Below are 12,844 nucleotides of genomic sequence, written 5' to 3' on the forward strand. Positions count from 1 at the left end.
CGTCCCCTCGCTGATCACCTGGTGTAATGCGCAGGAAATCTAAGCGAATGCCCCGTCCACCGTCACCCCTGTCCGCATTGCGGTCCTGCAACGGTCCGGTGTCGCCCGAAATGCCTGATCCCCCTGTGTGTGCAGGGGGATCAGGCATTTCGGGGCACCGAAAGTGCTCAGTCCGTGGGACGCTTCAGACGGGCGACGAACTTGTACCGGTCGCCCCGGTACACCGAGCGCACCCACTCCACCGGTTCGCCCCCTCCGTCGATCGAATGCCGGGACAGCATGAGCATCGGGAGACCGACGTCCGTGCCGAGCAGTCCCGCCTCGCGCGGCGTCGCGAGCGAGGTCTCGATGGTCTCCTCCGCCTCGGCGAGCCGGACGTCGTACACCTCGGCCAGCGCGGTGTAGAGCGAGGTGTACTTCACCAGTGAACGGCGCAGCGCGGGAAAGCGCTTGGCCGAGAGGTGGGTGGTCTCGATGGCCATCGGCTCACCGCTGGCGAGCCGGAGCCGCTCGATCCGCAGCACCCGGCCGCCCGTCGTGATGTCCAGCAGCCCGGCGAGCGTGTCGTCCGCCGTGACGTAGCCGATGTCCAGCAGCTGGGAGGTGGGTTCCAGGCCCTGGGCACGCATGTCCTCGGTGTACGAGGTGAGTTGCAGGGCCTGGGAGACCTTCGGCTTGGCGACGAAGGTGCCCTTGCCCTGGATGCGCTCCAGCCGGCCCTCGACCACCAGCTCCTGGAGGGCCTGACGCACCGTGGTGCGAGAGGTGTCGAACTCCGCCGCCAGGGTCCGTTCGGGCGGCACCGGGGTGCCGGGCGGCATGGTGTCCGTCATTTCGAGGAGATGGCGCTTGAGCCGGTAGTACTTCGGGACGCGTGCCGTGCGCGCTCCCGCACCGGTCTCGCTCGTACTGCTGCCCCCGTCGGCACCCATGGCCCGCCTTCCCGACTGCTGCGTTGCTGCCGTCACCGGCTCCTCCGTCTGTCGCGGCTCACATGGTGGCACGGTCCGGTCACGGGTCGTCGCCCTCCCTCAGGTGTCGGTCCGATAACGGACGCGAGTGCACTTCTTATACACCCTTGACACCCCTAAAGGTCTAGGCCAAGCTCCCGGTACTGGTCTAAACCATTAAAGACCAGGTCCCAGACCCACAGGTAGCGCCAGGCGTACGTCTTCGCGGTGGGCGGGGGGTTGCTGGTATCCCTGAGGAGGGTGTGGCATGAAGCGCAAGCTCATAGCGGCAGTAGGCGTCGCAGCGATGATGACCGGAATCGCGGCGTGTGGTGGGGACAGTGGCGACAACGCTTCGAAGGACCCGAAGGACCGTACCGAGAGCCTGACGGTCTGGCTCATGGTCGACGCGCAGAGCACCTGGCCGGAACTGGTCAAGGACGTCAACGCGCAGTTCAAGAAGAAGTACCCGAAGGTCAAGGTCGACGTCCAGTACCAGCAGTGGGCGGACAAGGCCAAGAAGCTCGACACCGCGCTCGGTGGTGACAAGTTCCCGGACGTCGTCGAGCTCGGCAACACCGAGACGATGCAGTACATCCTCAACGGCGCGCTGGCCGAGATCGACCCCAAGAAGTACGACAACTCGGATACCTGGATCAAGGGTCTGAAGGACACCTGCACCTTCGAGGGCAAGCAGTTCTGCGTGCCTTACTACGCGGGCGCCCGTGTCGCGATCTACAACAAGGACATGCTCAAGAAGGGCACCGGCAGCGACGCCCTCCCGCAGACCGAGGACGAGATGCTCGCCGCACTCGACAAGGTCTCGGCCGAGTACGGCAAGAAGGACAAGCGCTTCTCGTCCCTCTACCTGCCGGGCCGTTACTGGTACGCGGCCATGTCCTACGTCGCGGGCTACGGCGGCTCCATCGCCGAGTACGACGAGGGCGCGAAGGAGTGGAAGGGCAACCTCTCCTCGCCCGAGTCCCAGAAGGGCATCGAGCACTTCGTCAACCTGGTCAAGAAGTACAACAAGGCCGACCAGACCAAGGACGAGCAGGACCACGCCAACGTCATGGCCAACGAGAAGGCGGCCCTGATCTACGGCAACGGCTGGGAGGCCGGCTCCGTCGTCGACGGCGCCAACAACGGCAACCCGAAGCTCGAAGGCAAGATCGGCACGGCCGGCATGCCCGGCCCGAACGGCAAGGCTCTCCCGTCCTTCATCGGTGGTTCGGACCTCGCGGTGACCGCCAAGTCCAAGGTCACCGACCTGGGCGAGGAGTGGGTCTCCCTCTTCACCAGTGAGAAGTCGCAGGAGGTGCTCACCTCCAAGAACATCCTCCCGAACAACGAGAAGCAGCTCGAGCCGCTGAAGTCCAAGCCGGAGACGGCCGCCGTCGCCAACGCGGTGCCGGACGCCTGGTTCACGCCGATCGCGCCGGGCTGGACCTCCATCGAGAAGGAGGAGGTCCTGGAGAACATGCTTCTGGAGATCCTCAAGGGCGGTTCGGTGGCCGACGCGGCCAAGAAGGCCGACGACAAGATCAACGAACTGATCAACAAGTAGTCCCCGGGCCTTCGGCTCTCCAGGCGGGGGTCCGGCGAACACCGGGCCCCCGCCCCCTTTTTTCTCAGGTAGAACGCCGTGATTCCCGGGTGCAGATCCCCGGAATCCCGATGGAAGGTCAGTCACGTGACTGCTGCCGACACCAAGGCCGCCGGTCCACCGGTCCCCGTACCGAGTGTCCCGGAGAAGACCGGGACCTCGTCCTCCGAGCAGGGAACCGCCGGGCCGCGCCCGAAGAAGCGGCGGAAGAAGGGTGAACTCCTCCCCTACCTCCTGATCCTGCCGGCGATCCTGGCGATCGCCGCCGTCTACGTCTACCCGCTGGTCAAGACCGTGATCATGTCCTTCCAGGACCTGGGACGGGCGGCCCTCTGGGGCAACGGCGAGGCCCCGTGGGTCGGCTTCGAGCAGTTCACCAACATCCTCGGCGACCCGGAGTTCTGGTCGGTCGTCGGGAGAACCGTCGTCTTCATGACCGTCTGCGTCGTGCTGACCATGGGCCTCGGCCTGCTCATCGCCCTGATGATGCTGAAGGTCTCCACCTGGGTGCGGCTCGTCCTCACGGTGGCGCTGATCGCCGCCTGGTCCATGCCGCTCATGGTCGCCGCGTCGGTCTTCCGCTGGCTCTCCGACTCCGACTACGGCCTGATCAACACGCTGCTCGCCGACATCACGGGCAACGAGGACCGGTGGCTCGGCCACAACTGGTTCCTCGACCCCTGGCAGGGCTTCGGCATCATCACGCTCCTGGTCGTCTGGGGCGCCATCCCGTTCGTCGTGATCACGATGTACGCGGCCCTCACCCAGGTCCCCAGGGAGCTGGAGGAGGCGGCCGCCCTCGACGGAGCCACCGCGTTCGGCGTCTACCGTTACGTGACCTGGCCCGTCATCAAGCCGGTCTTCACCATGGTCGCCACGCTCTCGGTCATCTGGGACTTCAACGTGTTCGGCCAGATCTGGCTGCTGCGCGGCAACAAGCCCGAGCCCGAGTACGAGACCCTCGGCCTCTACTCCTTCTCCAAGGCGTTCGAGTCCACCTCCTTCAGCCAGGGCAGCGCGATCGCACTGATCACCGTCCTGATGCTCTCCGGCGTCGCCGTGTACTACCTGCGCCAGCTGATCAAGACGGGAGAGGTCGAATGAGCACCTCCACGCCCACGAACACGCCGGCCCAGGTCCTGCGGCCCGACCGTAAGAGGAACCGCCTCGGCTACAACATCCTGGCGCTGGTCACGGCCGGGGTCATGGCCTTCCCCGTGTACTGGCTGATCGTCAGTTCGCTGCGCCCCAACCACGAGATCCGGTCCTACGACCAGACCCTGTGGCCGTCCTCCCTCACCTTCGACAACTTCGCGCGCGCGGTGAAGCAGGACAACTTCTCCACCGCCATCCAGTCGAGTCTCATCGTCTCGGTCACGGCGGTCGTCGGCGGCATGATCATCGCGACCCTCGCGGCGCTCGCCATCGGACGCTTCCGCTTCTTCGGACGGAAGGCGCTGATGATGGTCATGATCCTGGTCCAGATGCTGCCCCCGACCGCGATGCTGATCCCGATCTACCTCCAGCTCAACGCGATGGGAGGCATCGACGAGTACTGGGGACTCATCGTCGTCTACCTGGTCTCCACGCTGCCCTTCGCGACCATCATGATCCGCGGATTCGTGATCAACATCCCCGTGGAGCTCGAGGAGTCCGCGATGGTGGACGGCTGCACCCGCATGCAGGCCTTCCGCCGGGTCATCTTCCCGCTGCTGGCGCCGGGTCTCGCTGCCGCGTCCATCTTCGCCCTGGTCAACGCGTGGAACGAGTACCTGTTCGCGTACATCCTGATCAACGACAACTCCAAGTACACGCTCAACGTGTGGCTGATGACCTTCACGACGGAACGCGGTACGGACTACGGCGCGCTGATGGCGGCCTCCACACTCATCTCCATCCCGGTCGTCATCTTCTTCATGATCATCCAGGGGAAGATGGCCACGGGGCTCACCTCAGGCGCCGTGAAGGGATAACGCAGCCCCATGACCACCCTCGTATCCACCATGGACACCGTCACCCGCGACGCGCTCGCCGTGCTCCAGCCCGGCTTCACCGGGACGACCGCCCCGGACTGGCTCCTGCGCAGGGTCGGGGAAGGCCTGGCCTCCGTCGGGCTGTTCGGCCGGAACATCCATTCGCCCGAGCAGCTCTCCGGGCTCACCGCCCGGCTGCGTGCCGAGCGCGACGACGTACTCGTCGCGATCGACGAGGAGGGCGGCGACGTCACCCGGCTGGAGGTCCGCAACGGCTCGTCCTTCCCCGGCAACCTCGCTCTCGGCGCGGTGGACGACACCGACCTGACCAGGGCCGTCGCCCGGGAGCTCGGCCGTCGGCTGGCCGAGTGCGGGGTCAACCTCAACTGGGCGCCGTCCGCCGACGTCAACTCCAATCCGGGCAACCCGGTCATCGGCGTACGCTCCTTCGGCGCCGGCACAGGGCTCGTCGCCCGCCACACCGCCGCGTACGTCGAGGGTCTCCAGTCCGCCGGTGTCGCCGCGTGCACCAAGCACTTCCCGGGACACGGCGACACCGCGGTCGACTCGCACCACTCGCTACCCCGCATCGATGTGGACCTGGACACCCTGCACGCCCGTGAGCTGGTGCCTTTCCGGGCGGCCATCGCAGCGGGTTCCAAATGTGTGATGAGTGCCCATATCCTGCTCCCCGCACTCGACCCGACCCGGCCCGCGACTCTGAGCCCCCAGATCCTCACCGGTCTGCTGCGCGAGGAGCTGGGCTACGACGGGCTGATCGTCACCGACGGCATGGAGATGGACGCCATCGCCGGCACGTACGGCATCGAGCGCGGTTCCGTCCTCGCCATCGCCGCGGGCGCCGACGCCATCTGTGTCGGCGGCGGGCTGGCCGACGAGGGCACCGTGCTGCGGCTGCGCGACGCGCTGGTGACGGCGGTGCGGACCGGCGAACTGCCCGAGGAGCGGCTGGCCGACGCGGCCGCACGTGTACGGGCCCTCGCGTCCTGGACGCAGGGGGCCAGGGGGGCTGCCCCGGAGCCGGGCGCGGACACGCAGGAGGGGACCGCGCCCGGCCCCGGAGCCGATATCGGGCTGGTCGCGGCCCGACGGGCCGTGACGGTCACGGGCACCGCCGAGCCCCTGCGCGAGCCGGCCTACGTCGCGGCCTTCACCCCGGTCGCCAACATCGCGGTCGGCGACGAGACCCCGTGGGGGGTCGCGGCCGAGCTGACCCGGATCCTGCCCGGCACGGAGACGGACACCTACAGCACCGCGAGCACCCCGCCGGCCGCCGAGGTGCTGAGGGTGGCGGGGGAGCGGCGCATCGTCGCCGTCGTCCGTGACGTGCACCGCCACGCGTGGATGCGTGAGGCCCTGGACGCCGTGCTCGCCGCCCGTCCCGACACGGTCGTGGTCGAGATGGGCCTGCCCTACGCGCCGCCCCGAGGCGCCCTGCACATCGCCACGCACGGCGCGGCGCGCGTCTGCGGGGTCGCGGCCGCTGAGGCGCTCACGGGCACGGGCTCCTGAGCCCGGGGGAGTGACGCGCGAGGGCCGGGCCACCGTCACAGGTGCCCGGCCCTCACGCGTGCGGGGCTCTACAGGCCCTGCCACCGCGGTTTCGCCGCGTACGTGGCGCGGAAGTAGTCCGCCAGCTTCAGCTTGGACGCCGCGGCCTCGTCCACCACCACCGTGGCGTGCCGATGCAGCTGGAGCGCCGAGGCCGGCACGACCGAGGCGACCGGGCCCTCGACCGTCCGGGCGACCGCGTCGGCCTTGCCCGCGCCGGTGGCGAGCAGGATCGGGTGGCGCGACTCCAGGATCGTGCCGATGCCCTGGGTGATGACGTGCCGAGGCACCTGCTCGATGTCGTCGTCGAAGAAGCGCGCGTTGTCGATCCGCGTCTGCTCGGTCAGCGTCTTGATGCGGGTGCGGGAGGCGAGCGAGGAGCACGGCTCGTTGAAGCCGATGTGCCCGTCGGTGCCGATGCCGAGCAGCTGGAGGTCGACGCCGCCCGCCTCGGCGAGCGCCTTGTCGTACTCGTCGCAGGCCGCCTGGACGTCCTCGGCGGTGCCGTCCGGGCCCATGAAGGACTTCTCGGACAGGCCGAGCGGTTCGACGACCTCGCGCAGCACGACCGAGCGGTACGACTCGGGGTGGCCCGCCGGCAGCCCGACGTACTCGTCGAGCTGGCAGATGCGGGCGCGCGAGGCGTCCACGGCGCCGGAGCGGACCTTCGCGGTGAGGGCCTGGTAGATGGGCAGCGGGGTCGAGCCGGTGGCCACGCCGAGCAGGGCGTCGGGCTTGCTGCTCAGCAGGGACGCGATGGCCTCCGCGATCAGTTCGCCGCCTGCTGTGGCGTCCGGGACGATGACAACTTCCACGCTGTGCCTGCCGATCTGGAGAGTGGCGTCATGTGGTATAGACCAATCTGGAAGCCAATCTAGCAGAACGGCGCGGCCGTGAGGTGAACCGTCCGCCTGTAGGTCATCGGTTGTCGCCCTGTCGGCGGACCGCCCCGGCCGCGGGGGAGTGCCTGGAAACAGCCGCGGGGGAGTGCCCGGAAACACCCGCGGGCCGCGGCGCCAGGACGGGACCCTCAGCCCGTCCGGCACCGCAGCCCGGAGCTAGGGGCCCGCCTCTCGGCAGGCCCTGCCTGGCCGGCGGTGTGCGGTGCCTCCGGCCACTGGAGGCACCGGCGCAGTCAGGGCAGAGAGCGCCGGTTACCTCGATCCGCTCTCCTGTGCGGGGAGAGCGGATGTCTGTCTCGCAGGGGACACGTCCTGACCGTGCCACCCCTACGTGGTGCATTGTGGACTAGACCAATAGTCTCTGTCCATCCGTGCGCGCGGACAATTTCCCGCCCGCACACGCGCCCTCACAGTGTCACGTATCCGGGGACCGAACGGTTCGGAACCTCTTCGTCCGCACAGGTACGCTCGCCCTGTGCCCTCCATGAACGACCTCGTCCGCCAGCACACAGCCCTGAGTGACACCGACCTCGAGTGGCTCCATCTGCTGGTCTCGGAGTGGCAGCTGCTCTCCGACCTGTCCTTCGCCGACCTCGTCCTGTGGGTGCCCACCCGCGACGGGACCCGCTATGTGTCCGTCGCGCAGATGCGGCCCAACACCGGCCCCACCTCCTACCAGGACGACATGGTCGGCCACCTCGTGCCGCGCGGCCGCCGGCCGCTGCTCGACGCAGCCCTGGACGAGGGCCGCATCGTGCGCGAGGGGGATCCGGAGTGGCGGGAGGAAGTGCCCGTCCGGGTCGAGTCGATCCCCGTACGGAGAGAGGGCCGCATCCTCGGGGTCATCGCCCGCAACACCAACCTGCTCACCGTGCGCACGCCGTCGCGGCTGGAGCTCACCTACCTCCAGTCCGCCTCCGACCTGGCCCAGATGATCGCCGCGGGCTCCTTCCCGTTCCCCGGCCAGCAGGTCGACATGGACGCGTCGCCGCGCGTCGGCGACGGGCTGATCAGGCTCGACGCCGACGGCGTCGTGCAGTACGCCAGCCCCAACGGCCTCTCCGCCTACCACCGGCTCGGCCTGGCCTCGGACCTCGTCGGTCACAACCTCGGCGCCACCACCGCCGAACTCGCTCCGTCGCGCGGCCCGGTGGACGAGGCCCTGGTCAAGGTGGCGAGCGGATACGCGCCCCGGGAGTTCGAGGTCGAGGGCGCCGGCGGGGTCATCCAGCTGCGCGCGATCCCCCTCAAGCCCAAGGGGGTGCGCATCGGTTCGTTGGTGCTCCTCCGCGACGTCACGGAACTGCGTCGCCGCGAGCGGGAGTTGATCACCAAGGACGCCACCATCCGGGAGATCCACCACCGGGTGAAGAACAACCTCCAGACCGTGGCCGCCCTGTTGCGGCTCCAGGCGCGCCGGATGGACTCCGAGCGGGGCCGGGAGGCGCTCAACGAGGCGGTGCGGCGCGTCGGTTCGATCGCCATCGTCCATGAGACGCTGTCCCAGAATCTGGACGAGCGGGTCGAGTTCGACGAGATCGCCGACCGGGTGATCGCGATGGTCGCGGAGATCTCGCCCGGGAAGGTCACCTGCCGACGCACGGGGCGCTTCGGGATTCTCGACGCGGAGGTGGCCACCCCGCTCTCGATGGTGCTGACCGAGGTGCTGCAGAACGCCCTGGAGCACGCGTTCACCGTGGCCGAGCAGGGCACGGTGGAGGTGTCCGCGGTGCGCGGCGGCTCACCGGCCGAGGGCCGGCTGCTGATCACCGTGACGGACGACGGGCGCGGGCTGCCCGAGGGGTTCGACCCGCAGCGGGCCGGCAATCTGGGACTGCAGATCGTGCGGACGCTGGTGGAGGGCGAGCTGGGCGGCACCTTCGGCATGGTCCCGGCCCCGGTGCGCGGTACGCAGGTGGTGCTCGACATCCCCGTGGAGAACGACAAGTAGCGCGGCGGAGGCCACCGCACAACAGTGGGCCCGGACCGTTGTAACGGTCCGGGCCCACTGCGTGGTGCTCACGGTGCGATGCGCTTCGGGGGTACTGCGCGCTGCGACTCGAAGGCGGGGCTGTGCGTACGCTCTGTACGCGCCGCCTGGCTGAGGCTCGTGTGGGGGGCGTCGGTCAGGCGCTGGCGTTACGCGCCCGGTTGCGAGCGGCGCGGCGCTTCATTGCGCGGCGCTCGTCCTCGCTGAGGCCACCCCAGACGCCGGAGTCCTGGCCGGACTCGAGCGCCCACTGCAGGCACTGCTCCATGACGGGGCAGCGACGGCAGACGGCCTTGGCTTCCTCGATCTGCAGCAGCGCAGGACCGGTGTTGCCGATGGGGAAGAACAGCTCGGGGTCTTCCTCACGACAAACGGCGTTGTGACGCCAGTCCATGGCTGCTACCTCTCCTTGGTATTACATGCTGGTGCTTGTGAATGTGAACGCTTTCACGAATCCCCCCGCAGACGAAGGTCCGACGTCCAGATGAACTGGATGTGGTCCTGTTGTGGTGAGGAGGGGTTCTGGCTCTCAGTGGAGGCCGATGTTGCGGGCCGTCCCGATCGCCATGTAGAGATTCGCAAACCTCGGCGGCGGATACAACCCCTTCTGGAAAGTTTTTTTTGATTCCTCGGTGTCGACTAGGTCACAGCCGTACTTCTAAGGGGTGGGGGCCAGCCCAAACGTTCGAGTTAAAGGACTTTCGCCCCTTCTACTCACACAATCACACGCAGTGCACGGCGTACGCCTGTGAACGTCACGCTCGTACGCAGTCCCAGGTGGTCACCGTCCATCTGGAAGGGCAGTGGGGCCTTGGAATGCAAGGTGAAGTCCGTGAGGTCGTGCAGGGACACGGCGTGCTTGCCGTGCGGTCCCTTCTCCGGGCTCGAAGTGAGCAGCTGGGTGGCGTACCGGGTCACGGCGGGGGTGGAGAGACGCTTCAGGCCGAGGACGTCCAGGGCGCTGTCGAAGGATGCCTTCGGGGAGGCGTATATCGGACGGTTCCCCAGGTAGGTCCAGGGTGCGGTGTTGCAGATTATCGACAGCGCGAGGTCGGTTACCGGGTCCTGGCCGGGGACCTCCAGTGTGATCATGCCGTTGCGCCGGTGCGGGTCGTCCATGAACTGCCGGAGCACCTGGCGCACGTACAGCGCATGGGTCGAGCGCTTGCCCCGCTCGCGTTTCTGTTCGACCCGGCCGATGACGCCGGCGTCGAAACCGAGCCCCGCGCAGAAGGTGAACCACCGGCCGGGGACGGCCTCGTCCGCCGTGCCCGGGGTGCCGGCCGCCAGGCCGAGCCCCACCGTGCGCTCGCTGCGGGCCTCAAGGGCGTCGAGGATGGCGCCCGTCGCCTCCACGGCGTCGTTCGGGATGCCCAGGGCCCGGGCGAAGACGTTGGTGGAGCCGCCGGGGACCACGGCGAGGCTCGGCAGCCCCTCGGGGTCCGGACCGTCGTGCAGCAGCCCGTTGACCACCTCGTTGACCGTGCCGTCGCCTCCGAGCGCGACCACCAGGTCGATGTCGTCGGAGTCGGCTGCGCGTCGCCCCAGGTCCCGGGCGTGCCCGCGGTACTCCGTGGTCACGGCCTCGATCTTCATCTCGCTCGCCAGAGCGTGGATCAGCACGTCGCGCGTACGCGCGCTGGTAGTGGTGGCAGCTGGGTTGACCACGAGAAGTGCGCGCATGCCCGCCAGGGTACCTACCGCGCGGTACCGCCCTGAAGTCCCGATCCGCCGGGTCCGCAGAGGGTCACGCAGCGTGATCCGTCCACCATGCCGTGTGCGCCGGCGCCCCGGCTTCGCGTTCGAGGGGCCGGGATGCGAATCTGAAAGGCGTGAGCACTCAGCAGAACACGCCCTCTCCGTCGCCCTCGGCCGGCCAGGAGAAGCCGGGGCGGATCGCCGCACTGGCCGGACTCAACGCGCTCGAAGGCGCCGCGCTCGCCGTCGGCGGGATCTACATGCTGGCCGTCGGGCTGTTCGGCCGGCCCGACAGCATCCAGCAGGCCGAGATGGGCGGGCTCACGCTGGTGGCGCTCGGCCTGATCCCGCTGTTCGCCGCCCGTGGCCTGCTGCGGCGCCGCAGCTGGAGCCGGGGCCCCGCTCTCATCACCCAGCTCATGGCGCTGCCGGTGGCCTGGACGCTTCTGCGGGCCCAGGGGGCCATGATCCCCGCGGGCATCGCCCTCGCGGCGGTAGCCGTGACGTCGCTCGTGCTGCTGTTCGACCCCGCGACGACGGAGGCGCTGGGTATCCGTCGGGGGCCGCGGACGACCCCCGACGCCTGATCTTCCGCAGCGCGACCGGTCCTGCCCGGCCGGGCCACGGCTCTGTCCGCCCAGGGGCGGCTACTCCTCCACGAGGAGCCGCTCGCGCAGCTGCGCCAGTGTGCGGGCCAGCAGGCGGGAGACGTGCATCTGGGAGATGCCGACCTCCTGCGCGATCTGCGACTGGGTCATGTTGCCGAAGAAACGCAGCAGCAGGATCCGCTTCTCGCGCGGCGGGAGATCCTCCAGCAGCGGCTTCAGCGACTCGCGGTACTCGACGCCCTCCAGCGCCTCGTCCTCGGAGCCCAGCGTGTCAGCGACCGCCGGCGACTCGTCGTCCGTGTCCGGGACGTCGAGCGAGAGGGTGCTGTAGGCATTGGCCGATTCCAGCCCCTCCAGGACCTCCTCCTCGGAGATACCCAGACGCTCCGCCAGCTCGTGCACGGTGGGGGAGCGGCCGTGCTGCTGCGAGAGCTCGGCGGTTGCCGTGGTCAGCGACAGACGCAGCTCCTGGAGGCGCCGCGGGACCCGCACCGCCCAGCCCTTGTCCCGGAAGTGGCGCTTGATCTCGCCGACGACCGTGGGGGTCGCGTACGTCGAGAACTCGACGCCGCGGTCCGGGTCGAACCGGTCGACCGACTTGATCAGCCCGATCGTGGCGACCTGCGTCAGGTCGTCCAGCGGCTCGCCGCGGTTGCGGAATCTGCGGGCCAGGTGCTCCACGAGCGGCAGATGCATCCGCACCAGCCGGTTGCGCAGCTCGGCCTTCTCCACCGACCCGTCGGGAAGCTCCCGGAGCTCGATGAAGAGCGCCCGTGCCCCACTGCGGTCGTGCGGATCGTGGTGCCCGTGCTCGCTCATCCGGCCCGCCCGCTCCGTCTGCGACTGCTCCGCCGCGGCCGGACGGTCCTGCGTGCCGTCCGCCCCGCCTTCCGGATGCGGCCGGGCCTGCTGCTCCGGAAGGGCGGCCGGGCGCACCGGCTCCGACCGGATCGTCTCGTCCCGCACAGGACCGTCCCCGTTCCCGTCGCTCACGCCGGCCCGGGTCCCGCGCCGCGCTGTTTGTAGAGGCTGATGCTGACCGTACGGTCGTCGGCGACCGTGGAGTCGACCTTGCCGGCCAGTGCGGAGAGCACCGTCCAGGCGAAGGTGTCGCGCTCAGGGGCGCGGCCGTCCGTCGTGGGGGCCGAGACGGTCACCTCGAGGGAATCGCCGACGAGTCGGAAGACGCAACTGAGGACGGAGCCGGGCACGGCCTGCTGGAGCAGGATCGCGCAGGCCTCGTCGACCGCGATGCGAAGATCCTCGATCTCGTCGAGAGTGAAGTCCAAGCGGGCTGCGAGGCCGGCCGTGGCCGTACGCAGCACCGACAGGTAGGCACCCGCAGCGGGCAGCCGGACCTCTACGAAGTCCTGGTTCCCGGGCTCGCCTGCGATCTGGGACACCCTCACCTCCAAGGTGGCACAAACTCGTTCGAGGCCCCGGGACGGGTGCCCGGGGCCATGCGGTCCGTCGTCGGTTCTGTGGTTCGGCGACGCTGTCGCGACCCATGATGCCGTGTCGCCGAGACCGCAACCCGCTGATTAC

At 69.0% G+C, this 12,844-nt stretch carries 12 protein-coding genes; 6 read left to right on the plus strand and 6 right to left on the minus strand.

Going from position 1 to position 12,844, the window contains the following annotated elements; genetic code table 11:
- Window positions 1–167: 167 nt before the first annotated feature.
- Entirely contained in the window at window positions 168–932 is a 765-nt protein-coding gene (locus tag ACIQM3_RS04880; protein ID WP_104788968.1) for a GntR family transcriptional regulator, read from the minus strand.
- A 286-nt stretch (window positions 933–1,218) separates the two neighbouring features.
- Between ACIQM3_RS04880 and ACIQM3_RS04885 the strand changes: the two genes are divergently transcribed.
- The 4 genes from ACIQM3_RS04885 to ACIQM3_RS04900 all read left to right on the plus strand — a co-directional run bounded on the left by ACIQM3_RS04885 (window position 1,219) and on the right by ACIQM3_RS04900 (window position 6,062).
- The gene (locus ACIQM3_RS04885) at window positions 1,219–2,517 is read left to right on the plus strand and encodes a sugar ABC transporter substrate-binding protein (protein ID WP_401618807.1); all 1,299 of its coding nucleotides are present in this window, start codon (window positions 1,219–1,221) and stop codon (window positions 2,515–2,517) included.
- Between the two features lie 126 nt (window positions 2,518–2,643).
- A complete protein-coding gene (locus ACIQM3_RS04890) occupies window positions 2,644–3,660 on the plus strand; it encodes a carbohydrate ABC transporter permease (RefSeq protein ID WP_401618810.1) in 1,017 nt (338 codons plus the stop codon).
- Entirely contained in the window at window positions 3,657–4,529 is an 873-nt protein-coding gene (locus ACIQM3_RS04895) for a carbohydrate ABC transporter permease (protein WP_401618813.1), read from the plus strand. Before ACIQM3_RS04890 ends, ACIQM3_RS04895 begins: the two co-directional genes overlap by 4 nt.
- A gap of 9 nt (window positions 4,530–4,538) precedes the next feature.
- On the plus strand, window positions 4,539–6,062 hold the full coding sequence (locus ACIQM3_RS04900) for a glycoside hydrolase family 3 protein (protein WP_401618816.1): 1,524 nt from the start codon (window positions 4,539–4,541) through the stop codon (window positions 6,060–6,062).
- A 68-nt stretch (window positions 6,063–6,130) separates the two neighbouring features.
- Here ACIQM3_RS04900 and nagB read toward each other — a convergent pair whose 3' ends face one another.
- A complete protein-coding gene (nagB, locus tag ACIQM3_RS04905; protein ID WP_401618818.1) occupies window positions 6,131–6,916 on the minus strand; it encodes a glucosamine-6-phosphate deaminase in 786 nt (261 codons plus the stop codon).
- Between the two features lie 571 nt (window positions 6,917–7,487).
- Here nagB and ACIQM3_RS04910 point away from each other — a divergent pair.
- Window positions 7,488–8,954, plus strand: coding sequence for a sensor histidine kinase (locus tag ACIQM3_RS04910; protein WP_401619999.1), 1,467 nt, complete (start codon window positions 7,488–7,490; stop codon window positions 8,952–8,954).
- Between the two features lie 175 nt (window positions 8,955–9,129).
- On the opposite strand, the gene ACIQM3_RS04915 is transcribed toward ACIQM3_RS04910, so the two are convergent.
- The gene (locus tag ACIQM3_RS04915) at window positions 9,130–9,387 is read right to left on the minus strand and encodes a WhiB family transcriptional regulator (RefSeq protein ID WP_003953983.1); all 258 of its coding nucleotides are present in this window, start codon (window positions 9,385–9,387) and stop codon (window positions 9,130–9,132) included.
- Between the two features lie 320 nt (window positions 9,388–9,707).
- A complete protein-coding gene (locus ACIQM3_RS04920) occupies window positions 9,708–10,676 on the minus strand; it encodes a diacylglycerol kinase family protein (protein WP_362935208.1) in 969 nt (322 codons plus the stop codon).
- Between the two features lie 149 nt (window positions 10,677–10,825).
- Between ACIQM3_RS04920 and ACIQM3_RS04925 the strand changes: the two genes are divergently transcribed.
- Window positions 10,826–11,278, plus strand: coding sequence for a hypothetical protein (locus ACIQM3_RS04925; RefSeq protein ID WP_401618822.1), 453 nt, complete (start codon window positions 10,826–10,828; stop codon window positions 11,276–11,278).
- Window positions 11,279–11,338: 60 nt separating this feature from the next.
- On the opposite strand, the gene ACIQM3_RS04930 is transcribed toward ACIQM3_RS04925, so the two are convergent.
- Complete coding sequence (locus ACIQM3_RS04930; RefSeq protein ID WP_401618824.1) at window positions 11,339–12,292, minus strand: RNA polymerase sigma factor SigF; 954 nt, start codon at window positions 12,290–12,292, stop codon at window positions 11,339–11,341.
- A complete protein-coding gene (locus ACIQM3_RS04935) occupies window positions 12,289–12,702 on the minus strand; it encodes an anti-sigma regulatory factor (RefSeq protein ID WP_014154139.1) in 414 nt (137 codons plus the stop codon). Before ACIQM3_RS04935 ends, ACIQM3_RS04930 begins: the two co-directional genes overlap by 4 nt.
- Window positions 12,703–12,844 lie beyond the last annotated feature (142 nt).

The organism is Streptomyces sp. NPDC091271 (genome assembly GCF_044757505.1).
Lineage (GTDB): Bacteria > Actinomycetota > Actinomycetes > Streptomycetales > Streptomycetaceae > Streptomyces.

What these genes read in the sequence shown, in the direction of transcription:
- ACIQM3_RS04900 (WP_401618816.1), top strand. Translation starts at nt 4,539, where the DNA reads ATGACCACCCTCGTATCCACCATGGACACCGTCACCCGCGACGCGCTC.
- ACIQM3_RS04885 (WP_401618807.1), top strand. Translation starts at nt 1,219, where the DNA reads ATGAAGCGCAAGCTCATAGCGGCAGTAGGCGTCGCAGCGATGATGACC.
- ACIQM3_RS04910 (WP_401619999.1), top strand. Translation starts at nt 7,488, where the DNA reads ATGAACGACCTCGTCCGCCAGCACACAGCCCTGAGTGACACCGACCTC.
- ACIQM3_RS04920 (WP_362935208.1), bottom strand. Translation starts at nt 10,676, where the DNA reads ATGCGCGCACTTCTCGTGGTCAACCCAGCTGCCACCACTACCAGCGCG.
- ACIQM3_RS04895 (WP_401618813.1), top strand. Translation starts at nt 3,657, where the DNA reads ATGAGCACCTCCACGCCCACGAACACGCCGGCCCAGGTCCTGCGGCCC.
- ACIQM3_RS04880 (WP_104788968.1), bottom strand. Translation starts at nt 932, where the DNA reads ATGGGTGCCGACGGGGGCAGCAGTACGAGCGAGACCGGTGCGGGAGCG.
- ACIQM3_RS04915 (WP_003953983.1), bottom strand. Translation starts at nt 9,387, where the DNA reads ATGGACTGGCGTCACAACGCCGTTTGTCGTGAGGAAGACCCCGAGCTG.